General features: G+C 37.7%; 15 protein-coding genes. 10 read left to right on the top strand and 5 right to left on the bottom strand.

The genetic code is table 11. From position 1 onward, the window contains the following. Positions 1–17: 17 nt before the first annotated feature. Positions 18–1,295, bottom strand: coding sequence for a beta-glucanase (gene bglS / locus BUA88_RS16605; RefSeq protein ID WP_083572411.1), 1,278 nt, complete (start codon positions 1,293–1,295; stop codon positions 18–20). Positions 1,296–1,542: 247 nt separating this feature from the next. Here bglS and BUA88_RS05690 point away from each other — a divergent pair, with 247 nt between their 5' ends. Together BUA88_RS05690 and BUA88_RS05685 are read left to right on the top strand one after the other, a co-directional pair. Then, entirely contained in the window at positions 1,543–2,475 is a 933-nt protein-coding gene (locus BUA88_RS05690) for an Rpn family recombination-promoting nuclease/putative transposase (RefSeq protein ID WP_072913979.1), read from the top strand. Positions 2,476–2,625: 150 nt separating this feature from the next. Continuing rightward, positions 2,626–5,067 (top strand): P-loop NTPase fold protein, encoded by a 2,442-nt coding sequence (locus BUA88_RS05685; RefSeq protein ID WP_072913974.1) that lies wholly within the window; start codon positions 2,626–2,628, stop codon positions 5,065–5,067. A 47-nt stretch (positions 5,068–5,114) separates the two neighbouring features. Here BUA88_RS05685 and BUA88_RS05680 read toward each other — a convergent pair whose 3' ends face one another. Further along, entirely contained in the window at positions 5,115–5,747 is a 633-nt protein-coding gene (locus BUA88_RS05680) for an endonuclease III domain-containing protein (protein ID WP_072913970.1), read from the bottom strand. A 234-nt stretch (positions 5,748–5,981) separates the two neighbouring features. Between BUA88_RS05680 and BUA88_RS05675 the strand changes: the two genes are divergently transcribed. The 3 genes from BUA88_RS05675 to BUA88_RS05665 all read left to right on the top strand — a co-directional run bounded on the left by BUA88_RS05675 (position 5,982) and on the right by BUA88_RS05665 (position 14,371). After that, positions 5,982–12,563, top strand: coding sequence for a CehA/McbA family metallohydrolase (locus BUA88_RS05675; RefSeq protein ID WP_072913966.1), 6,582 nt, complete (start codon positions 5,982–5,984; stop codon positions 12,561–12,563). 11 nt (positions 12,564–12,574) lie between these two features. Then, the gene (locus tag BUA88_RS05670; protein WP_072913962.1) at positions 12,575–13,708 is read left to right on the top strand and encodes a YibE/F family protein; all 1,134 of its coding nucleotides are present in this window, start codon (positions 12,575–12,577) and stop codon (positions 13,706–13,708) included. A 327-nt stretch (positions 13,709–14,035) separates the two neighbouring features. After that, the gene (locus BUA88_RS05665) at positions 14,036–14,371 is read left to right on the top strand and encodes a hypothetical protein (protein WP_072913957.1); all 336 of its coding nucleotides are present in this window, start codon (positions 14,036–14,038) and stop codon (positions 14,369–14,371) included. A gap of 93 nt (positions 14,372–14,464) precedes the next feature. Here the strand turns inward: BUA88_RS05665 and BUA88_RS05660 are convergent, their stop codons facing one another. Next, positions 14,465–16,003: a methyl-accepting chemotaxis protein gene (locus BUA88_RS05660; protein ID WP_072913953.1), complete on the bottom strand. Its 1,539-nt coding sequence runs from the start codon at positions 16,001–16,003 to the stop codon at positions 14,465–14,467. Positions 16,004–16,271: 268 nt separating this feature from the next. On the opposite strand from BUA88_RS05660, the gene BUA88_RS05655 reads away from it, so the two are divergent. Then, entirely contained in the window at positions 16,272–17,015 is a 744-nt protein-coding gene (locus BUA88_RS05655; protein WP_072913948.1) for an alpha/beta fold hydrolase, read from the top strand. On the opposite strand, the gene BUA88_RS05650 is transcribed toward BUA88_RS05655, so the two are convergent. Next, positions 17,012–17,578 carry a GDSL-type esterase/lipase family protein gene (locus tag BUA88_RS05650; protein WP_072913944.1) on the bottom strand — a complete coding sequence of 189 codons (567 nt, stop codon included), beginning with the start codon at positions 17,576–17,578 and terminating at the stop codon, positions 17,012–17,014. The genes BUA88_RS05655 and BUA88_RS05650 overlap by 4 nt on opposite strands. Beyond that, on the bottom strand, positions 17,578–18,276 hold the full coding sequence (locus tag BUA88_RS05645) for an alpha/beta hydrolase (protein WP_072913940.1): 699 nt from the start codon (positions 18,274–18,276) through the stop codon (positions 17,578–17,580). The genes BUA88_RS05650 and BUA88_RS05645 overlap by 1 nt, the downstream gene beginning before the upstream one ends. A gap of 261 nt (positions 18,277–18,537) precedes the next feature. Between BUA88_RS05645 and BUA88_RS05640 the strand changes: the two genes are divergently transcribed. The 4 genes from BUA88_RS05640 (at position 18,538) to BUA88_RS05625 (ending at position 23,252) form a co-directional block, all read left to right on the top strand. Further along, positions 18,538–19,773 carry a glycerate kinase type-2 family protein gene (locus BUA88_RS05640; RefSeq protein WP_072913936.1) on the top strand — a complete coding sequence of 412 codons (1,236 nt, stop codon included), beginning with the start codon at positions 18,538–18,540 and terminating at the stop codon, positions 19,771–19,773. Between the two features lie 284 nt (positions 19,774–20,057). Continuing rightward, positions 20,058–20,564: a nitroreductase family protein gene (locus BUA88_RS05635; protein ID WP_022763301.1), complete on the top strand. Its 507-nt coding sequence runs from the start codon at positions 20,058–20,060 to the stop codon at positions 20,562–20,564. A gap of 123 nt (positions 20,565–20,687) precedes the next feature. Further along, positions 20,688–21,176 (top strand): flavodoxin family protein, encoded by a 489-nt coding sequence (locus BUA88_RS05630; RefSeq protein ID WP_072913932.1) that lies wholly within the window; start codon positions 20,688–20,690, stop codon positions 21,174–21,176. A gap of 801 nt (positions 21,177–21,977) precedes the next feature. Next, a complete protein-coding gene (locus tag BUA88_RS05625; protein WP_072913928.1) occupies positions 21,978–23,252 on the top strand; it encodes a hypothetical protein in 1,275 nt (424 codons plus the stop codon). The last annotated feature ends 96 nt before the right edge of the window (positions 23,253–23,348 follow it).

Here is a 23,348-nt window from a genome sequence, read left to right as displayed (position 1 = left end):
CCTGTTTTTGTGAAATCCTAATTTGCTACATCAATCCACCACATCTCGTAATTGCTGCCGCAGTCTTTATACTGCTCTACATTTGCATTGGCATCGTTGCTGCCATAAGAAATGTTTAGGCACTTGCCGCTGTTGTGGTTGATGATTTTGTATGTATTGTTTGCTGAAGGATAGATTTCCCACTTTTGGCTGTTGCTGCCGTAGTAGTCCCACTGATGTACATTTGCACCATCCCAGTTTGCAGAATCCTGAACAGTAAGAGCTTTTCCAGTAGAAGCAGACTTGATTACATAATAATCTCCTTCCTTCTGGAAGTACCACTTCTGATTTGCATTTCCTCTGAATGGATACTGAAGAATATTAGTACCGTTGTCACGGCGATTTCCCTGAACATCAAGTGACTGAGAACTTCCGTAGTTAATTATTTTATATGCTTTTGAGCTATCAAACATTGCACTAGAAGACTGAGATGGAGCAGGCTGAGATGGCTGCCAAGATGGAGCAGGCTGAGCCTGTGAACCACCATTATTGCCAGAATTTCCATAGCCTGAGTTGCTAGAGCTATTATCGTGAGCATCCCATGAAGCCCAGTCGTAATAAGCGCTGATTCCAGTTCTTCCATCATAAGGTCTGAGCCAGTTGTCAACACCAGTTCCAGGCCATACATTCATCATAATTTTTCCAGGAGTATCTGGGATATTGGATGTTGCAGTATAAACAGCCTTACCATCTACATACCAGGTGATGCTACCCTGATTCCAGTCAAAGCCATATGTATGGAAGCTCTGAGATGCATCAAAACCTAAATTGTAAAGATATTCATGGTTGCCCTGACCATTAGTATAGTAGTTAAACTGAACCTTTGTTGTGTCATATCCAAGGAATTCGATATCAATCTCATCCCATTTTGTTCCATCACTTTCACCAGTGTAGGTGAAGAATGAAGATACAACGCCTGAGTTTTTGATAGGCTTCATGTTTACCTGATAAAGACCATATCCATAGTACTTCTTAGTACGGTATTCACCGCCAGTGTAGCCAGAACCATTTCTGTCGATGGTAAGCTTCATTTGACCGTTCTGGAAAGCAACATTGTTTGGTGACCATGTGCAGTTGAACATCCCCCCATTTGACCAACTAGACATTTCAAACTGATTGCTATCGTGGTAGTCGAAAGCCATACCTTCATGTGTGCCATTCCAGGCACTTGCTGCGTTTGCCATGGAAACATTCATTAACAGTCCGCTGACAGTCAGAACGGTTCCAAGGACTAGTGACATAAGTTTACGTTTCATTTTACATTACCTCCTCTAATGAAAATAATACGCACAAAATTATATGTGAGGATATTAGATTCATGCAAGAAATATCAGATTTGTGAAGTGTTTAAAGTGAGCATGTGTGGATATGTATATAAAATAGAACAAAAAATCGAACATTAATAGATTGTATGTTCGAGTATGGCGTGCTATAGTAATTATATAGATTGAGAGATTATTAATATTTCTCAACTATATATGTTCTACTAGAAAAGAGATATAAATGGCAAGGAAAGATATTGCAACAAAGAAGTACATGAGAAATCCTAGAAGATTTGCGGATTTCTTCAATGGTTTTATCTACGGAGGAAAGCAGGTCATAGATTGGTCCACACTTGAAGAAGTAGATTCTTCAATGCTTTCTGTTATTCCAGCATCTAATGGTAAAACGAAATCAAATCAGAAGATTAGGGATATTATTAAGAAAGTAGTTGTTATGAGAAATGAGCATTGCTATTATGCGTTGCTTGGAATTGAAAATCAGACCGACATTCACTATGCAATGCCTGTTAGAGATATGGTTTATGATTCATTAGCATACCTTAAACAAGTTGAAGAGATGGCTGATTATAATAGGAATGAGGGGAAATGTTCGACAATTGATTTTCTTTCAGGATTCACAAAAAGTGATAGACTTATGCCTGTTATCACAGTTACTTTATATTGGGGAGCTAAGCCTTGGGATGCACCTACTTCTTTAAGTGAAATGCTCATAGAAGTAGATTCAGAACTGGCAAAGTATATTAATGATTATGATATTAACCTGTTTTCGATAATTGATGCTGAGGGATTCCCTGATTACAAAACAGAATTAAGAGAGTTATTCTTGCTTCTTAATACTAGAAATGATAAAACTAAGATGACTAGATTAATTCAGTCTGATGCGGAATTCTCACACATTAACCAAGAAACAGCAGAACTTATGAGAGAGTTTGCATCATTAAAGTTACCACGAAAGAGTAAGGACGGTGAGTACGATATGTGTAAAGCAGTTGAAGATATGAAAAAAGAGAGCGAAGCTAAAGGTGTAGACCTAGTTTCAGATGTATTTGCTCGTCTTGTGGCAGGAGAAAGTAAGGAATCGATACTTGAAAGTGGTGTCGCAGTTGAAATTATAGATAAGGCTGAATCTATGATTAAGATGGTGAAGCCTTAAAAGATTTATTAGAGTATCTATGTAGAATTCACTATGATTTATATTTGTTTTTTCCTAAAAGCTTGAGAATTAATACCTCAAGCTTTTTTATTTGTGGTAGAATATAAAGCGGATGTACAATTTAATTTGGTTTAAAGGGAGAAGTACAAAATGGAGAAGGATTATATTGAGGATTTAGGAGCTGGTATGCTGCTAAACACCGATTTCATAAAAAAGATTGCAAATAATGAAGTCGATGGAATAGCAGAAGCAGAATTGTTTAATGAGGAACTCATAAACAAGAAGGAAGCAATACTAAATATGCTTGATACTGATATTCCATTTTGCGCCTTGGTATCTGGTTTCAGAGGAACAGGAAAATCAGTATTTGTTGATTACATATTTTCTGATTGTCATATTGATGATAAAGAAATAGTAGTTGTAAAGTTTAATACTTCAAATTATAAGAACTTTGCAGATTTCTTACGTAAAATTATTCGAGAGCTTTATGTGGCTGTTGGCCGAAATGAGAAAGAAGAAGACAAGAAAAAACGTATATTTGCTATTAGAAAAAATAAGGACGATAAAGAGGATAATAGCCTAAAGAATCTTTATATATCTACTTTCTACGATGTCAAGGAAAGTAGTAATATTCTAATTCAAAATTCGAAAAAGAAAAGTATAAACTTTGAGAGTGCGTTAAACGTAGTGGCCGATTTATCAAAATGGGCTGAGTTAGCAGTATTACTAGCACTGACTCGTATTCCTGATGAGGATAGAAGACTACAAGCTTTTTTTATCTTGGGAATTATAAGCGTGGCTCTTAATCTCACATTAGATTTTACAATTAATAAAGAAAAAGTTTCTCTTAAACAGAATGAGTACAATCGGACACTTGAAACATTATATGATGATGAGACAATAGAATATCGTTTATTGGAACAATTAGAAAAATTATATAACGCTGGAAAAAGAGTAGTATTAGTAATTGATGAACTGGATAAGTTAGATTCTGATAGCGTAAATCAAATTTTATGCGATATAAAACCGCTGTTATTATCAAAGTATAGTAATTCGATACTTGTTGGTGGTTTGAATTTCGAGATGGTTGGGTTACTCTCTCAGCAGGATAATAACGAGGAAAAGCATAATCAATTGGAGATGAATTCTGTTGGAGCCGATTTGTATAATCATAAGTTATACATGCGTCTGGCATATTTATCGGAGCTTAATGATATTGCTGATGTATTGATGAATCCTATACCAGAAGAGGAAATTATATATGAGAATACTATATATGATACCTTTCTAAAGATAAAAGCTATAGAGGCAAGAGGAATTAAAAGAGCTTTTGTAAACAGTATTGTAAATATAGCCAGGGGAAAATATAAAGAACTGTATTTATGCGAAGAAGATATATCTGATTATAATTATTATCATAAAGAGCTTCTAAAATACTACAATGCTATAGAAAAATTAGAAAATGCATTAGCCCAGAAATATGATGATTCAGAAAATCTATATCAGGATATTTCATTAAAATACGGTTATTATTTTATTGATTATTATGAACGCGATGAGACTATAACAACTATATCAGTGGAAGATATGCGTGAGGAACTTGACGCATTTTTACCTAAGCAAGATGCAAATATTATTTGTAGGATGCTTTCAGAAGCCGATAGACAAGAAATAATCGAGACAATGGTGAATAATCTAGGGGGTTCGGAGGAATCTAATGAAACAAATGAACCTAAAGGACCGGATGGACCTATCACTCCTATCACACCAATTTCCTCAGATATGTCAGCATCCGGTAAAACAGAATTACCAGCTACTGATTATATGATGGGGAACAGTTCATTAATCGAAACATCTTTAGAAAATGACTTACAGCAAATAATATCTGTTTTTGAAAAATATGGATTTGCATTAAAAAACAAAGAAAAAAGGCAGCTTAATGAATTATATAGGTTAATAGTACTTTTCGCAGGAAATCTGGGTAAAACAATAAGTGACTTTTGTGCTGAGGTCATGTCATATTTACCTATTTCTAAGGAAGATAAATATAAGGAAGAATCTAATGCATATCGATTGCTTGTAAAATGTTTTTCTTTATCAAATCTATCAATAGAATTTTTTGCAGGGATACTGATGAAAAGCTGGTATTTAAATGTTGTACCGCACAATGAATTAGTGAGTGAAAAGGAATTATATCTTGATGAATATGGATTAAAGTATTGTATAGCTGATTATGCTGATGAACAAGGAAGCAGGGCTTTTGATGTAAAATATTATAGATCCAATAGTTATTTGGAGGGCAACCTAAAAAGTTTAAAAAATCAATTCAAAATGCACTTACGGGGAGCCTTCAATGAAAAAATTTATCGTTTAGCATTTGTAATTTTTGTTTACGATAGCTATATGGATAAAAAATGTGTTCTACAAAAAGAGGAAGTAGGGGATACTGTTGGTAAAATTATAGTAGTAAACCTATACTCGGTAGATTCATTTACTAACGGAATGACAGAATTGAGAGATTTTTTGTTTGGGGAACAAGATGGTATAATCACAAATGACGCCAACAACAATGACGATTCAGAAGCAGAATAGAAACAAACAGGAGCAACCGAAAGGTTGCTCCATTTATATGTTATAAACTAGATTCTCTTCTTACACACATCCTCCAAACAGCACTTGTCACAATAAGGTGCAGTTCTGGCCGTACACACAGCTCGGCCATGATCTACGAGTCGATGACATAATTCATTGCCTTCCTCTGGTGGAATGATTTTTCGTAGGGCCATTTCCACTTTAGTTGGCTCCTTGATTCCGTCAACTAATCCAATGCGATTTGACAATCTAATCGCATGAGTATCAGTAACTATAGCAGGTTTTCCATACACATCCCCAAGTATAAGATTTGCAGATTTGCGGCCTACGCCAGGGAGCTTAAGCAAATCTTCCATGGTATCAGGCACTCTGCAATCATAAACATCTCTAAGCATCTTCATGCAGGCAACAATGTCCTTAGCCTTTGACTTGCCAAGTCCACAGGGGCGCACGATAGCCTCCACATCTGCAACATCGGCATCTGCAATAGCAGAGATGGTAGGAAACTTTTCATATAATAAAGGAACAATCTCATTAACTCTTGCATCGGTGCACTGAGCAGCCAGGCGAACTGATACTAAAAGCTTCCATGCATCATCATAATCCAAGGTGCAGTCGCTATATGGATATTCCTTTTTCAATCTTTCGATAACAATTAATGCTAGTTCTTTTTTTCGCATAATTTAAACCTCGTTTTTATTATGGGTATATCATAGCATTTATTCTAATAAAGGGCTAAAGTTTTTATTGAAAATTCAATCAAAATAATGGTAATATAGCATTACACGACATAACGATTTAGGAAAAGCGATTTACATACCAAATCATTTAGGTACATAGTGGATGATTGGGGCGTGAATCGTCTTTTTTGACGCGTTTTTTGTCTAAAATAATAAAGGAGGAGAGGATAGGTAATGAAAAAATTGGCTCGCAGAGGGCTCTCTTTAGTTCTTTCGCTTTTGATGATTCTTTCACTGGCATATACTGATGTTTCTTTCGTTTCTAATGCCGAAGAGTCTAACCATGTCTGGACTAAAGTAAGTCTATCCGACATCACATCTAGTGATTCTATTGCCATCACAATGACAACATCCGATGGCACAACCTACGTATTGCCAAATGCATCTGCTACAAAAGCTGGCCCTGCCGCTGTTCTTGGAACAGTTGATGGTAGTTCTTTGACTATCGAAGAAGGCAAGGATGCAGATTATGCATGGACAATTACAAAGAACACTGTTGAAGAAACAGTTGTTACTAATGCTGAAAATAACACAGAGGCAGAGGTGACTACTGTTGAGGAAAAAACAGTGACAGAGGAAGCAGGCACCATCGCTTCTGAAGAAAAAGCTTCTGAAGAGAAGACAGAAGAGGTTTCTGAGACTACAGAAGAAAAGACTGTAGTTGAGGCTACAGAAGCTTCAGAGGAAAAGCCTGCTACAGAAGAGGTTTCTGAAAAGACAACAGAAAAGAAAGCTGTTGTAGAAGATAATAAGGAAGTTTCTGCAGAGGAAGCAGCTGAGACAGCTGAAGAATCTGACAAGAAGGATTCTGATGCAAAGGATGACGATGTTAAGACAGAGTCGGAGGAAAAGATTACAAGAACCTTCTACACAATCACAAATGGTTCTTCATATCTTTACACTAACGCATCTAACAGCGGCGTTAGAGTTGACAAGATGCCAAAGGATCAGGTGGGCGCTCAGTGGCAGCTTGATGACAACGGATATCTTTCAGCAAAGGATTCAAAGGATGCTACTCGTTTCTTAGGGGTTTATTTAGATAAGAAAGACTGGAGAGCATACACAAATGTTACTGGCAATATTAAAAACCAGACACTTGGTTTTTATAAGCTCACAAGCAAGGTTGCAGATGAGGGTAAGGTCGCAGCTCCACAGGCTTCTGTTGAAAGCGGCACAGAGGTTGAGTTTGGTGCTCAGATAGAGCTTACATGCGCTACAGAGGATGCTAAGATTTACTACAACGTAAATGGCAGCGAGGATAACTACAGCCCATACAAGGAAGCTGTCGCTATCACAAAAGACACTACAATCTATGCTTACTCAGTTGTTGATGAGACAAAGAGCGAGATAGTTTCATTCAATTACAAGCTTATAGCTGGTTCTAAGATTACAGATATCACAAAGCTTGATGCTGACCAGGAATTTGTTCTTTCATTTAATAATGAAAAAGTTCTTGCTACAGAAGCCAGCGGCAAGAAGCTTGCTGGTGTTGATGTTAAGGTAAATGATGATAATCATCTCACATACACAGAGGATCAGGCTCCTATTGCTTCCCTTAAGCTTGTTAAGGCTGAGAAGGATGGAGAGTTCTACATCACATCAGATATTCTTGAAGACAACGTACTTACAACAAAGTACCTTACTTCAGGAGAGACAGGTAACAGCCTTACATTTGCAGCTGAGAAGAACGACTACAGCCTTTGGTCAATTGAGCCAGAGGAGGATGGCGCATTCTTAGTTAAAAACGTAAATGCGGTATTCAAGAATAAGGCACAATACCTTGAGTTCTACTCAGGATTTACAACATACAGCTACACAGCTGGTGGAAAGAAGGACAATTACACATTCTCAGCTTACACAGTCCCTGAGCTTGAGAAGGTAGATGCTCCTACAGATAACACTGTTGGAAAGCTTCTCACAAGAGAGCTTTACGATGGAGATCAGGTAGTTGTTTACTATCCAGCAGGCAAGAAGCTTATGACATCTGAGGCTACTACAAATGGAAAGCTTAAGGATGTCGCAGCAGAGCCAGCTGAGGATGGCACACTTGAGACAAAGGATTTAAATGCAGCAGTTCTTTCAGTTGCTCGTGATGACAATGGATATTACTCATTCAAGACAGCTGATGGAAAGTACCTCACAGGAACAGTTGAGGAAAAAGAAGTAGACGGCAAGAAGAAGACCTATGCAAATCTTATCCTTGCTGATGAGAAGACTGACAACAGTCTTTGGACAGAAGAAGCAGCTAGCGCAGAAGGTAAGTACTATTTAAAGAACGCTTTCGCTAAGTCTGGTTCATACGTTCAGGCACTTGAGTATTACAGCGGATTCTCACTTTACGGCTTCAAGGAGTCTGCAGCATATGAGTTCAGCTTCTATGCACTTGCAGAAGGTGAGAAGACAGTTAACTATGAATTTGATGATACACGTCTTACTGTTGCTCAGTGGGCAGGTAACGCACACTATGACGAAGTAGAGACTACAAAAGAGTATATCAACGGTGACTTATATGCTACTAACGATATGCTCGATTCATCTGCTAAGTACACAGCAGTTGTAAATGGAAGTGTTTCACAGCCATGGACATCTGCAAAGAGCAGCAACACAGGCTCTACAAACTACTACATGGGCTCAACAGGTGTCATCAACAAAGACACTGATTACATGCAGTTCGCATTCCCATCACTTGGCTACGGCAACATGTCAATTGATTTCAGAATGAGAGCTTCAAACACTGCAGCAGGTGAATTCCAGCTTCAGTATTCTACAGATGGCGAGACATTCAAAAATCTTAAGACTGGTACTTACTCATTCAAGTACACAGCTTACAAGGCATCTGAAGATAAGGTAGATGAGAACGGCAAGGCTGTTCAGGAGCCATTTGAGGTTTCAGGCTCTGGCGATATCACAGATGGTATTGCAAAGACATCTCTTGCTCCTACATACTATGTAACATTCAGCTTCGATATTCCAAATGCAGCAGCAAACGCTGAGAAGCTTTATGTAAGACTTGTTCCAGTTGGTGATAAGTCAGCTAAGGGTGACAAGGCTCCAGCAAAGGGTGGTGTTATCCGTATTGATGGCGTTGACGTAAAGGGTAACCCAATCGTTAGCGATGATATGACAAGCTATGTTGTTGCAAGTCCAGCAGCAGGCGAAATTCCATCAGACCAGAAGGTTTCTCTTTCATCAAAGACTGAGGGAGCAGACATCTACTACTCAGTAAATGGTGGAGAGTTTGTTAAGTACGATTCAGCAGAGAAGGTAAGCTTCACAGAGCTTCCAGCTACAATTCGTGCTTATGCTACAAAGGAAGGCCTTGCAAAGTCAATCACTGTAAATTATCAGTATACACAGGCACAGGTCGCTCCAGTTAAGGCAGCTCCAAACGGCGGCGCTGTATTTGAAGGTCAGAGAATTACTCTCAAGACAAAGACAGAAGGCGCGAAGATCTTCTATAGATATGAAGAAGTAAAGGATGATGCTGAGTCTACTGACGAGGTTAAGACTTCTGAAGAAGAGTCAACAGAAGAGCCAGTTGCTGAGGATGAGCATGACGATTGGATTGAGTACACAGCACCATTCGAGCTCAAGGAGCTCCCAGCTCAGATTCAGGTAAAGGCAACAAAGGATTGCTACAAGGATAGCGCTGTTTCTACTCTTAAGTTCACAAAGAAGCTTAACGAGAAGTACAACATCTACTTTGGTCAGGTTCATGCACATACAAGCATTTCTGATGGTGCTGGTACACTTGAGGAAGCTTTACAGCATGCATCTAAGGTAGATAATCTTGACTATATCGTAATTACGGATCACAGTAACTCAATCGACAACGAGAAGGAGTCAAAGATTACTGAGAACGTTGATAAGTCTGAAAATGATGAGTGGACATACGCTCACAATCTTGTAAAGAAGTATTCAACAGATAAGTTTACATGTGCTTACGGTTATGAGATGACTTGGTCAAATGGTCTTGGTCATATCAATACTTACAACACACCAGGCTTCCAGAGCCGTACACAGACAGCATATTCAACATATGCTACAGCTTTACAGAATTACTATGAGGCTCTTAGATCAGTTCCTGATTCTATCAGCCAGTTCAATCACCCAGGTACAACCTTCGGTGATTTCCAGGATTTCGCATACTACTCAGAAGAGAACGATGCGTTAATCACAATGATTGAGGTTGGTAACGGTGAAGGAACAATCGGTTCTTCAGGTTACTTCCCATCATACGAGTACTACACTCGTGCTCTTGATAAGGGATGGCATGTAGCTCCTACTAACAACCAGGATAACCACAAGGGTAAGTGGGGCGATGCAAACACAGCACGTACAGTAATGCTTGCTGATACAAACGATGAAAATGCTATCTATGATGCAATGAGAAATTATCGTATATACGCAACAGAGGATAACGACCTTAGCGTATACTACACACTTGATAATTACATCATGGGTACAATCCTTGAGAAGGATGCTGTAGGCGACACAGTTCAGCTTAAGGCGGAAATCAAGGATCCTACAGATTCAAAGATTGGCCGTGTTGAGGTTATCGTTAACGGTGGTCAGTCAATCGCTATGGAGAATGTAGCTACTAACGAAAAGACAGTTACATTTGAGGTACCTGCAAACTACTCTTACTACTACTTAAAGATTACAGAGGATGATGGCGATATCGCTGTTACAGCTCCTGTATGGGTAGGTGAGGTTGAGGCTTGCGGTATCAACAAGACTTATACAAACACAGTTCTTCCAGTTAAGGGAGAGAGCCTTGATGTAAATGTTGATTTCTACAACAACGAGCAGACAGATCTTACAATCGACAACATCCAGGTTGTTATCAAGGACGTTGATAATAAGGAAACAGAGGTTGTAAACCTTTCAGGTGCAGAGGCTGGTATCACATCAGTTAAGTCACAGGGCACAGCAACCTTCAAGACAGACTTCGTATATAACGAGGCTGGCCAGGTTACTTACGAGGTGATTGTTAACGCAACACTTAACGGAGTACCAAAGGTTTACACAGATAAGCTTCAGCTTAGCTATGCAGTTCCAGAGATGGTTACAGACGTTCTCATCGATGGTACACATTACAATGACTATGTTACTGGCTACTATGGCGGCAACATGTCAGCATTCGTTTCAATTTGTGCAAAGAAGAATATCCGCGCTCAGGTTGTTACAACAGAAATTACACCAGAGATGCTTGAGAAGTGCTCATTACTTGTAGTATCTGCTCCAGCTAAGAAGTCTGGTACAGCAAATGCTGGTGATTACACAGTTTCACACTTCAGTGATGAGTTCATCACTACAGTTAAGAATTATGTAGCAAATGGTGGTTCAGTAATCGTTTGTGGTCTTGCTGACTACTCTGATACAACTGACGGCCAGACAGCTACAGAGCAGAACAAGCTTCTTGAAGCTATCGGTTCTACAATCCGCATGGGTTCTGATGAGGTTTGTGATGATACAAACAACGGTGGTCAGGTATACAGAATGTACCCAACTACTTACAACACAGATTCAGCACTCTTTGCTGGATTAAGAGATGGTCAGAAGTACAGCCAGTACTCAGGCTGCTCAGTAGATATTTCAAACGCTAAGGCTACAGATTTTGTAGACGAGGCACAGTGGCTTGTAAAGGGCTTTGATACTACTTACTCAGTAGATTGCAAGGATGCTTCAGGAAATCCTCAGCCAGGCACACTTGATAACGGTGTTAAGGGTGCAAAGAACGATAACCTTGGCGATGTTACATTCCTTGCTACACAGCACACAAAGGCTGGTGGTGACATCTTCGTAGCTGGTGGAGTATTCATTTCAGACTTCGAAGTAAAGGCAGAGATGGACAACAACGATTCTCTTCCATATACAAACCACACAATCATCAATAACATCCTTGAGGGTGTTACAGTAGAGCTTCCAACATCTACTATCGCACAGGCTCGTGCAGGTAAGATGAACGAAGTATTCGCAGTTGAAGGTTATGTAACATCTGGTACAGACAACGAGTACACAACCTTCTTCGATACAATTTATCTTCAGGATGAGACAGCTGGTATCGATATCTTCCCATACGCAACACCAGGTCTTGCAATAGGTACAAAGATGCGCATCGTTGGATACGTTTCACAGTATCAGGGAGATAAGGAGCTTAAGGTTATTTCATCAAAGATTCTTGATGCTGAGCCACATGTTTATGCTCCAAAGGAAGTAGACACAAAGACAGCAATGGATTATGATGCTCTTGGTGGTTCACTTCTTAAGACAACAGGTAAGGTAACAAGAGTTGCTTACGGTTCTGATGGAAAGACAATCGAAGAGTTCTGGCTCAAGGATTCTACTGGCGTAGAGGCTGCTATCTTTATCGATGGTTACATCTACTCAGCAACAACAGGCAAGAATGAGATTGCAAGCTTTGTAAAGGAAGGCGCTACAGTTTCTGCAGCTGGTGTTCTTTACATGCATCCAGAGGGAGATTCAGAGGAATCAGTACCTGTATTCAGAGTTCGCAATTGCGATGATATTGTTCTTGTTAAGGAGCCTGAACCAGAGGTTAAGCCAGATCCTGTTAAGGAAACAATCAAGCAGGTTGGAAAGGTAGTTAAGAATGTTGTTGAGACTGTTGAGAAGACAGTTCAGAAGGTAGCTGCCAAGAATCCAGTTGTTAAGAAGATTGTTGAAAACCCAGTTGTTAAGCAGGTGGTTAGCGCAATTAAGAGCTTCTTAGGAAAGTTTTTTGGATGGTAATTTTTTAGAAAATGAAAAAAGAACTGATAATAAAAATAGTATCAGTCCTTGTATTTATAGCCCTCAGTGTTGGTGTGATTATTTATGCCAACACTGACAGGCCAAAATACACTATCACAGAGAGCTCTGGCGTCGAATATGAGACTGCTAGAGTTCTTTCTGTAATAGAGGATAATACATCGATTGATAAAGAAATTGAAAATGTAAAAAAGGGAAGTGCAGAGCTTGAGGTAGAGCTTCTCACTGGCCGTTATAAGGGAGATGTTTGTCATGTGACGAACTACTTCAGTGCCCTCTATAATGTTGATGTGTCAAAGGGCGATAAGGTCAGTGTCAGAATAGATACTACTGATGCAGGTAAATATGAGGTGAGCATTTACAACTACAACAGAATTCCTCTTTTTATAGGACTTATTGTTGTGTTCTTCGCAGTGCTTGTTTTACTAGGTGGTAAGCAGGGCTTAAAAGCTTTCGCAGGACTTGCATATACAGTGGTTGCAATTATTTTTGTATTGCTTCCACTTACATTAAAGGGAGTATCGCCTATTCCACTTACAATAGTTATAGTGTTCGTTACATCAGCTTTGTGTTTCTTGCTTATTGGCGGTGTACAGAAGAAGACAATTGCAGCAGCATTTGGCTCTCTTGCAGGTGTTCTCATAGCAGCATTGCTTGGTGAGCTTGCTGCCAAGGCAGGCGGTGTTACCACATTCCAGATGGATGAGGCCGAGGCACTTTTACTTGTAAAATCTACCAATCCAATTCAGCTTAGAGGTTTGTACATAAGCGGCATTCTTATTGCAGCAATGGGTGCAGTAATGGATATTGCAATGTCTATTGCTTCAGCCATCAGCGAGGTTCACGAGGCAAACAAGAAGCTTGGCTTCAAAGAGCTTTTTGATGCCGGCATGAACATCGGAAAAGATGCCATGGGCACAATGGCAAATACCCTAGTGCTTGCCTACGTTGGCGGCGCCCTGAACATGATGGTGCTTATCTATTCCTATGGCGTTTCCTTTAGACAGCTTGTCAACACAGATTTTGTGGCTATAGAATTGATTAGAGCCATTGCAGGTTCTATCGGAATCATCGGAACCGTGCCATGTGTTTCAGCAGTGGCTGGATATTTGTATAGTAAGAAATAGGATTGATTAAAGACTGCTAGTGCTGAACAGGAAAAAATCTACAGAAGAGGTAGCTACAGAAGCTGGTGGAGGCTCTACTATTTAGAGTGGAAGAAAATAAGAAGGTGTGTAAATATGACATTTGAAGAAATGGGAGACAGCATGAGATTCTTGTGATTCAGGCAAGCGAAATGGCTTGGAATGCTGATCCTAAAATGGGGTTAGGCTTTTATCTATAGTTTTTATACTTGGTTACATATAAGACAGACTGGAAAACTTGCTTGTAGAGTCATTTTAAAAGTCGTGCTACTATAACAAGGCTGATTTTTTGAATAGAGGTAATATAAATTGATTATAGAGTACGACGTTGAGATATTAAAAAATGAAGAAGCCGAGGACAAAGAGTATTTCTTCGAGGCGGAAGCCTCAAGCATTGATGAATTAATTGCATTTAGCAGGACTATCAATATTAATGATCCTGATGAAGCAGGTATTTGTGTTTACAAAGATGATGTCACAGGAAAATATATTGTTCCATTTGTTGCAGATGGACCTACATCACCATTAAACTATGGAGAATTTCTCAACATAAAATCAGTGGATGAGAAATACTGGAACATTGAAGAAGGTAGGACATACATAACAAATTTAGGAATGCTTGCGATGATTTCGGTGATAGCTTAATTAAAGCCTCGAAGTCAATAAAGGCTTCGAGGCTTATTAAGATCTGTATTTTAGGACTTATTATATGCTGCTAAAGGATAAAGCTCACAAGATTTAGCTATTTAATAATTTAGAAATTTCATCCACCATATCGTTAATAGTTTTGGCTTGATTAGCAACTTCTTCTGTATTTTTAGCATTGCTTTCAGCCATAGCTCTTATAGAAACGAATTGTTGATTTTCATCTCTAATACTTTCGGCAATATCCTGATTGATATCTACAGTTTGTTTTATGATATCAGATTGACGCTTGATGGCTTTGTTCATTTCTGAAACTGCAGCAACAGAATCATTAAGCATTACACTCATGTCTGCTACATCGCCAAAGACCTTCTTGAATTGTTCATTTTGTTCTTCAAGCTTTGAGGCGTTTTTCTCAACCTGGCTTGTAATTTCCCTTACATTCATTTGAACTCTATCAATTACTTCGCCAACATCATTTAATGAATTTGATGTACTTTCTGCAAGTTTACCAACTTCTGTTGCCACAACTGCAAAACCCTTTCCAGCTTCACCTGCACGTGCTGCCTCGATTGACGCATTCAAAGCAAGTAAACTGATTGAAGAAGATATTCCCTGAATAAGTTCCAATGTAGTTCCGATTTCTTCAACTGCATTTGACAGACGTTCTGCAATATCTGTTGTGGTGGCCATTGAATCTGAAACATCAGAGTTAATTCCTTGTAAATCATTAAGAGCTTTTTCATTTTCGTTTGATTTAACAAGTAAATTATCTGAGGTATTTTCTACCTTCTCAACATTTTCGATTACAATACTTTCTACATCACTTAGTTCTGAAAGATTTGCCATACTGTCATCAGCTTTGGTACCAAGCATATTACTATTCTCTACTAAATCATCACTTGTGGCTGATAATTCTTCAGCTGAAGCACTTTCATTTGAGGCGATATCAAGTAGTGCAGTACCTGCTGAAACCATCTTTTCAGAAATAGACCTTACAGCATTCATTACACCAACAACCTTCTTGTTGTTTTCTTCAAGTTCATCTTTTTTAGCATTTACGAGGAAATAAGAAACAAAGAAAACAAACAATGTTATGCCGGCCAAAGATATAGTTAATCCAACAATACACATTATTATATCAGTCACATATAATTCGTCTTTTGCAGGAAGAAGTTGTGAGCCTCGAACTATCCATCCACTAATAAGGGAAATAATACAAATTCCTCCGGTTGCCAATAACTGTTTTATATCAAGGAAAAATCCGATTAGTGTTAGAAAGAATGCTAAGAATCCCCAGAAATTTCTAGTTGGGCACATATAAACAATATAAGTCCATTGAATAATAAGTACTCCGGAACAAAAAATTTTGCCTAGCTGTAATTTTCCATCTATTAGATAGCCCTCTTCATTAAATGATGTTTTTAGTATAAGCATTCCACAAATTAAAAAACAAACATCCATAAGGGCGAAGCAGATTACAGCAATCCATTGCATATCTTTGTAAAAGCCTAACATTTTCTCAGTAATGAACATACATGTTGCAAACATACATGCTCCTGTCAACGCGATAATACCCCATTTAAATACCGCTGAAAGATATACTTCGAATGCGGATTTCTTACTACTCATGTACTAAAACCTCCTTACATTATTATTTAAAGTATTTTTATCAGCAGATTATGATAAAAGTGTTAAACATTATCCTAAAACTTGTAGGATAATTAAAAAGAAGACCTCTTGTTGACTAAACAAGAAGTCTTCGTTTTTGATCAAAGCTTTCCAATTTGTCGACTGCAACTAACGTTAGTATAGACTAACACAATGTGATATTATTAGTTAAGAGATAGATAAATAGTATAATGTGCATAGATATGTTTATTATTTAAGTAGGAGAGCTATGACAATACATGAATTTGGTAAAGATAATGACAAGATAATGGTGTTGCTTCATCCTGCAGTTGTGATGTGGGATTTCTTTGAGTACGTTATACCAGCGCTTGAAAAAAAGTATCATCTGATTATTCCTGCTATTCCAGGTTATGATCCGGATGTAAAAAGTGATTTTACAAGTGTAGAAGAAATAGCAGCAGAGATAGAGGATTGGCTTAAACTAAATGGAATAACTCAGGTTGATTGTATTTATGGTTGCTCTATGGGTGGAGCTTTTGTAATCAGACTTTTGACAAATGGTGTGATTCATTTCAATCGAGCTGTGATTGATGGAGGAATAACACCATATCAGTTGCCATGGATAGTGACTAGATTTATTCTTCTCAGAGACTTTTTGATGATATCTATAGGAAAAATAGGTGGAGTGAAGCTTTGGGAAAAAGCATTTGCAACTGATAATCTTTCTGAGGAAGATATACAGTACGAAGCAAAGGTTTTAAATATGATTAGCTATAAAACTATATGGCGAACTTTTGATTCTACAGATAATTATTCTATGCCAAAGATAGTAACTACAGATTGTCCGAAAATAGAGTACTGGTATGGTGATGGTGAAGAGAAGCAAAGAAAGTGGGATATAGATTATATCAAAAAGGTATTTCCAAATACCGTATTTAAGAAGTTTGATAATGCAGGTCATGCAAGTTTGGCTCCATTTCAGCCAGAAAGATTTGTTGAATCTATTATTTAAATTGTTGTAGATAAAACTTCCAATAGAGATTCGGCAAACTTTTTATGTCCATCAATTGAAAAATGAACGCCGTCGTAACCCATCTCTATATTCCATTTTCCGGCATCGATAGCATTTATGTTATGTTCCTTTGCTAGTTTCATATAGCCTTCATTCATTTTTTTGCTACAGTCATGATATAGTTCCATTTCAGAATCTGACGCACTGATATATGGTGGTGCTATAAGGATAAAATTAGCAAGGCAGTTTTGATTAACATAATCAAGAATGTCATCCAATCTCTGTAGTGTGGCTTCTACATCTGGATGATTTGTAAGTAGAATATCATTGGTACCAAGCATCATTACAAAAACATCATCTTTGGTTAGACTTTGAATGGTTGTTGTGAAATAGCCGTAGTCTAACTCTGGCAACATTCGTCCATTCATTCCTTCCTCGATGACATCATAGTTATCTTTTAGGGCTTCCCTAACATGTGTAGTCCAACGCATTTCTGTAGGATATCTACCACCCAAGAAGCCTCTTGGATCATATCCGTATGTATTTGAATCTCCAAATAGAATTAGTTTTTTTTTTGATTTACCTCATTTGATACCCAGGTGAAGCCTTTTGCTGTACGAATATCAGCCTCTTTAAAGTGATTGCCTTCGTTCCATTCTAAAATAGAATCTAATCCTTTTGATTGATAATGCTCACTGAGCTCTCTAATACATTTACCTACAGTAGACATAATAGGGTTTTTAGCTCCTTCTTCCTTATCACCTAAACTTAGATAGATATGTTTGACGCAAATATCTTCGCTCTTAGCATACTCAAGAAAACTAGGGAACCATACTGAAGGAGAGGCCGCAGCTATTGCAGTAAAAGCATTTGTCTGGTAGGCACTCCAAAGAGCAAATAAGCCTGCAAGAGAATAGCCACCCAGAATGATAGGGATATCTTGTGAAATATCATATTTTGTCTTTACTGCAGGAATGAGCTCATTTATCACAAAGGCCAGTGTTTCCTTAGCCCCGTTACCAAAACCTTCTTTTCCAAACACGGGTGGTGCAGGCCAAGGAGATAAGTCTTTATTCCAGTCGTTGACGCTAAAGGCAACAAGAATAAAAGGTTTATCTGTATGCTCTGTGATATATTTTGTTTCAGAGTCTAGCATCTCGTAATCATGGGAGTCTACTGGCTGAACAAGTATAACCTCTGGGGCTTCATCCATAAATGCTATGCAGTTCGTTGTTTGTATTTGAAAATTCTCTTTAACCATTTCAAAACTCCATATGAATTATATTTGAAAGATTGACAAGATTGACACTTTCATGCGCTTTCTTGCAAAATCTAAATCAAATTCAACGCCTTATTTATTATAGGTTAAATTGTAGTTGGTTGCACGTGTATGTTTCAAGGTAGTGGCTTTTATATGGGTGAAGATTTACAATAATTAATAGGATGAAGGAAAGGGAGAAGGGGCATGATTAGTAATATTCTTAGCCTATTTATACATTAATAATGTGATCGAGGAAGTTTTATGAATCAGAAATTAAGGAACGATATTGATTATATTGTTGAAAACACAATAAAAGAAGTTCTGCCTGATGAGGCGGTTACTAGAGCACTTAACAATTTCTCTTATGGAAAAGGTAAAGTGATTCTGGTAGCCGCTGGAAAGGCGGCTTGGCAAATGGCCGTAGCAGCAAAAAAAGTTCTTAAAAGATTAGATGGCGGCATTGTAATAACAAAATATGATCATGTTAAAAGCAATATTGAGGGGATACAATGCTTTGAAGCAGGACATCCAGTACCTGATCAAAATAGCTTTGATGCGACAAAAAAAGCTATTGAATTAGTGGAAGGCTTATCAGAAGATGACACAGTTATCTTTTTACTTTCTGGTGGTGGAAGTGCCCTGTTTGAATTGCCATTAATTTCTGGTGAAGAACTACAAGACATTACAAAGCAGTTACTTGCTAGTGGTGCAGATATAGTAGAGATTAACACTATTCGAAAGCGTCTTAGTAAAGTAAAGGGCGGCAGATTTGCACTAGCTTGTGCTCCAGCCAAAGTATTTAGCATTGTGCTTAGTGATATAGTTGGAGATCCACTTGATATGATAGCAAGTGGTCCAGCATATCCTGATTTTTCTACATGTGATGAAGCAAAAGAAATAGTTCGTAAATACAATATTAAGCTTTCTAAGGAAGCTGAAGAGCTATTAGATAAAGAAACTCCTAAAGAATTAAATAATGTAGAAACTCACATAACTGGATCTGTACGAGAACTTTGTAGAGCTGCTGCTAGCAACAGTGGAAAGTTAGGTTACAAGCCTATTATTCTGACTGATGAGCTTTGCTGCGAGGCGAGAGAAGCAGGAAGTTTTCTTGCTAGCATCGCAAAGACAAAAGCAAAGGACAATGAAAAGCTGGCCATTATTGCTGGTGGAGAGACAGTAGTTCATCTTACTGGTACCGGTAAAGGTGGAAGAAATCAGGAACTTGCACTCAGTGCTGCTATAGGAATAGCTGGAAATAGAGGCATTGCAGTAGCATCAGTTGGCAGTGATGGAACAGATGGTCCAACAGATGCCGCTGGAGGCTATGTTGATAATGAGACTTATCAAGAATTACAAGCTAAAGGAATCAACATACATGATGTTTTAAAAGATAATGATGCATACAATGCATTAAAAGCAGTTGATGGCCTAATAATAACTGGTGCAACAGGAACGAACGTAAATGATGTTGCTATAGCATTGATTGATATCTAATGAATATTATATGATTATAGTGCATTATTTAGGTTTTACGAATAATTAAATATTGTCCAATAAAATAGATAAAACAATTAGACTGGCTTCGGCTGGTCTTTTTGTGTTATGAAAAAGTTTTACTGACATTTTAAAAAATTAGCCCGTATAATGAATTATGATTCAAATGAAGGAGGAAACCATTTATGAAATTTGCTATGTTATGTTGGACCTTTGGGTTCTTTGGGGAATTTCTATATCTGTTATAGGAGTTGTATTAACAAAGCAAAAAAGGAGATTTATAGATGGAATTTAAGACAGTTATAGAATCACGAGAGTCTGTTCGTAAGTACAGTAATCAGAAACCAAATGAAGAACAGGTTAAATATATTTTAGAAGCGGGACGTATGGCTCCAACTGCTTTCAATAAACAGCCACAACGCATATATATATTAAAAAGTGAAGAAGCACTTCAAAAAATGGATAGTGTTCATCCTTGCCGTTATGGAGCACCTATGGTTATATTGGTATGTGCTGACAAGGATGCTGCTAGTAATTTTCAGGGTGGAAACAGCTATTTAATGGATGGAACAATTGTTGCAACACATATGATGCTTGCTGCTACTGATATTGGATTAGATACTTGTTGGGCTGGAGTCAATGATGTTGAGCAAACACAAAAAGTCTTTAATTTGCAGGAAAATATCTATCCTATCTGTTTTTTGGATTTAGGATATCGCTCGGATGATTTTAAAAGTCTTTTAGGCAATAAGAAAAGAAATTCCTTAGATTCAATGATTAATATTTTATAGGCACTGAATAATACGTAATCAATTCAATCATATAACTTAATCATATAACTTTGTCCAATAAGTTACCCTTCTGTGATATACTAAGCTTAGTTTAGTTCGTATATACGGGAGGGTTATTTTTTTATGAAAACACTTATTGTTTATTATTCACATGAAGGAAATACTGATTTTGTAGCAAAGAAAATTGCGGATAAGATAGGTGCTGATACATTAAGATTAGTTCCTGTTAAAAAGTATCCAGAAAAAGGATTTGCAAAATTCTTTTGGGGTGGAAAGAGTGCTGTTATGGCAGAAACTCCTGAATTAGAACCATATTCAGTAGATTTAGATTCTTATGAGCAGATAGTATTTGGTTTTCCAGTTTGGGCCAGCAATATTACACCACCACTTAGAACATTTGTCAAAGAGAACCCTAGTATTAAAGAAAAGAGAATTGCAGCATTCGCATGTCAAAGTGGAGCTGGTGCAGAGAAAGCTTTTGGAAAATTGAAGGAGAGCATCGGGATAGATTCGCTTGCTGCTACACTTATTCTTATTGATCCAAAGGATAAGCCTAGCGATGACAATGATAGAAAAATAGAGGAGTTTTGTAAGGAAATAAAAGAATGGTAATGGTGTGTTTGTAGAGTTACTCAAAGAATATGGAATAAACTTATTAGATGGAGGCAGTTGCTTCAGATATGCCGGTAGTCTATGTGCGAAATGTATGCACGCACTGCGCTTGAAGCCTGTAAGACAAGCCTATTTTTTCTTAAAAGAACAGGTTCTAATTGCTCCTTTTATATCACCACCATCTTGAAAGTATCTTAAATGTATTTCGGCGCAGGCGTGGCTGCATGGCTGTTTAGTAAGAAATAAAATTTATAAATATTTTGTTTGGGACGTGTACTTGTGGTGCAGGTCCTTTTTTGTTTTGTGGTTGGCACTGTGCATGTTTAGATGTAGTGAATTAATGGATTATCGCAAGACAATGCAACTTCAAGCTTTAGAGACTTCTTGTGATAGAAAAAACTAGATATGGTGAAGTCTTTTATCGCGGATAAACGAAACTATGCGGTCTTTGTGGAGTCGCTGCGATAAAAAATCGATATTTGGGGCTGTTTTTAATGAGATTTTTGAAAAATTTTGATGATTTTTATCGCAAGGGTTCTTGCAAAGCCTATGTTTTCATTTGCTTGCGATAATATTATAGGCAATATGAAGTAGAATTTATCGCGGCAGTACCATTAAGCATTATTTTTTTGTTGGCTTGCGATAAAAGACTCAACAGAAGAAGATTGAAATCACAAGTTGGCTAATTAAAACGTTATAAAACAGATGTGTTTTTATTGTGAAATGGATTAACGTAACAAAATTAGGAGAGTACTATCAACTCAGTTTTGAAAAACCTTTTTTCAGAGGAGGAAGATATCGATGAGAGTTAAGAAGTTTTTAGCAGTTATGATGGCTTTAGCAGTTGTTGGAACAGTTGCAGCTCCTGCAGTAAATGTTAAGGCTGCTGGTTTAACACAGGCTCAGGATCCTAGCCAGGTTAACTATGGTAAACTTACTAGCGAAGAAATTGCTATTATTAAGACTATGTTCGATGCAGATTTTTATGCAAAGGATAATCCTGATTTAGCTGAATTTTATGGAAATGATACAGAGAGATTGTTTGAGCATTTTATCACTCTTGGATTGTTTGAAGGAAGAATGGTTAATGCTGATTTTGATGCTGTAGCTTATGCAGCAGCATATAAAGATTTAAAAGAGGCATTTGGTAATAATATTGTTCAGTATTTTGTTCATTATGCTACAGAGGGAAAAGCTCAGGGAAGAGATTTGACTACAGTTGAAACAGTTACAGCTGCAGGTTATATTATTAATCCTTTCTACAACCCAGAGATTAAGATTACAAAGGATGTAGTTAAGGTTGCAAAGTTACTCGGTACAAAGGACTACGGAACAGTAGCCGTTGCAACTGAGCGAGCAGCACAGGGTGAACCAATAACTGTTTCTAACGGAGAAGAGACTTTTACACTTACTACCTATAAGGATAGCAACTTAGAAGAAGCAGGAAAGTTATGTCTAAGTGAAGATGAAAAACATGTTGTATTATATATATACGCAAGTAGCAGTGAAGATGCTGTTACAGGATATGCTTTATACACCGGACATCGTGCACCTATATCACCTGATGATAATCCAGGTGAGATTATTTCTAAGACTGAAAACTATAATGATGAGACAGCAGTTGAATTTGCAAGCATTAGGATAAGTGAATCTGATTATGATAGGACTAAAGATAATGTCTCTAAATACTATACACATGTTGGAGATCCTGATAAGGCAAATGTATTCACTTATGATGCTGTTGCTAGTTATTCTACTGAGGATTCATCTTATACAGAAAGATTTTATAGAGAGGATATAGGTAGAGAATGCACCGAAGGTACAGAAACATTTGATGTTTATCATAACGGAAAAGTTTTTGCGTCATATGCATATGATTCAAATGGTACAGATGATACTGTTTATACTGTAGGTGGTAAAGTTGAGATGAATGAGGATGGTGACGCTGTTGTTAGCATCGGTGCAATGAATGAGGAAAATGAAAGTGCTACAATGGTTACATTAACAATTGATGTCCCAGAGGGAGGTCAGCCGGTACAATCATACAACGATTGGTTAAATTATAACGGAAATTAATAATTAAAAAGAAAAAGGATTTCACTTTGTGTGAAGTCCTTTTCTTTAGCATTCTTTTAATTGAAATAAACGCCCTTCTATGGTACAATCGGAGAG

This window comes from Pseudobutyrivibrio xylanivorans DSM 14809 (assembly GCF_900141825.1).
Classification (GTDB): Bacteria; Bacillota; Clostridia; order Lachnospirales; family Lachnospiraceae; genus Pseudobutyrivibrio; species Pseudobutyrivibrio xylanivorans.
The sequence above is the reverse complement of the archived record's forward strand: the minus strand, read 5'-3'. Positions and strand labels throughout refer to the sequence as shown.

Coding starts and splice junctions, on each gene's coding strand:
- bglS (WP_083572411.1), bottom strand. CDS start 1,295: ATGAAACGTAAACTTATGTCACTAGTCCTTGGAACCGTTCTGACTGTC.
- BUA88_RS05690 (WP_072913979.1), top strand. CDS start 1,543: ATGGCAAGGAAAGATATTGCAACAAAGAAGTACATGAGAAATCCTAGA.
- BUA88_RS05685 (WP_072913974.1), top strand. CDS start 2,626: ATGGAGAAGGATTATATTGAGGATTTAGGAGCTGGTATGCTGCTAAAC.
- BUA88_RS05680 (WP_072913970.1), bottom strand. CDS start 5,747: ATGCGAAAAAAAGAACTAGCATTAATTGTTATCGAAAGATTGAAAAAG.
- BUA88_RS05675 (WP_072913966.1), top strand. CDS start 5,982: ATGAAAAAATTGGCTCGCAGAGGGCTCTCTTTAGTTCTTTCGCTTTTG.
- BUA88_RS05670 (WP_072913962.1), top strand. CDS start 12,575: ATGAAAAAAGAACTGATAATAAAAATAGTATCAGTCCTTGTATTTATA.
- BUA88_RS05660 (WP_072913953.1), bottom strand. CDS start 16,003: ATGAGTAGTAAGAAATCCGCATTCGAAGTATATCTTTCAGCGGTATTT.
- BUA88_RS05655 (WP_072913948.1), top strand. CDS start 16,272: ATGACAATACATGAATTTGGTAAAGATAATGACAAGATAATGGTGTTG.
- BUA88_RS05645 (WP_072913940.1), bottom strand. CDS start 18,276: ATGGTTAAAGAGAATTTTCAAATACAAACAACGAACTGCATAGCATTT.
- BUA88_RS05640 (WP_072913936.1), top strand. CDS start 18,538: ATGAATCAGAAATTAAGGAACGATATTGATTATATTGTTGAAAACACA.
- BUA88_RS05635 (WP_022763301.1), top strand. CDS start 20,058: ATGGAATTTAAGACAGTTATAGAATCACGAGAGTCTGTTCGTAAGTAC.
- BUA88_RS05630 (WP_072913932.1), top strand. CDS start 20,688: ATGAAAACACTTATTGTTTATTATTCACATGAAGGAAATACTGATTTT.
- BUA88_RS05625 (WP_072913928.1), top strand. CDS start 21,978: ATGAGAGTTAAGAAGTTTTTAGCAGTTATGATGGCTTTAGCAGTTGTT.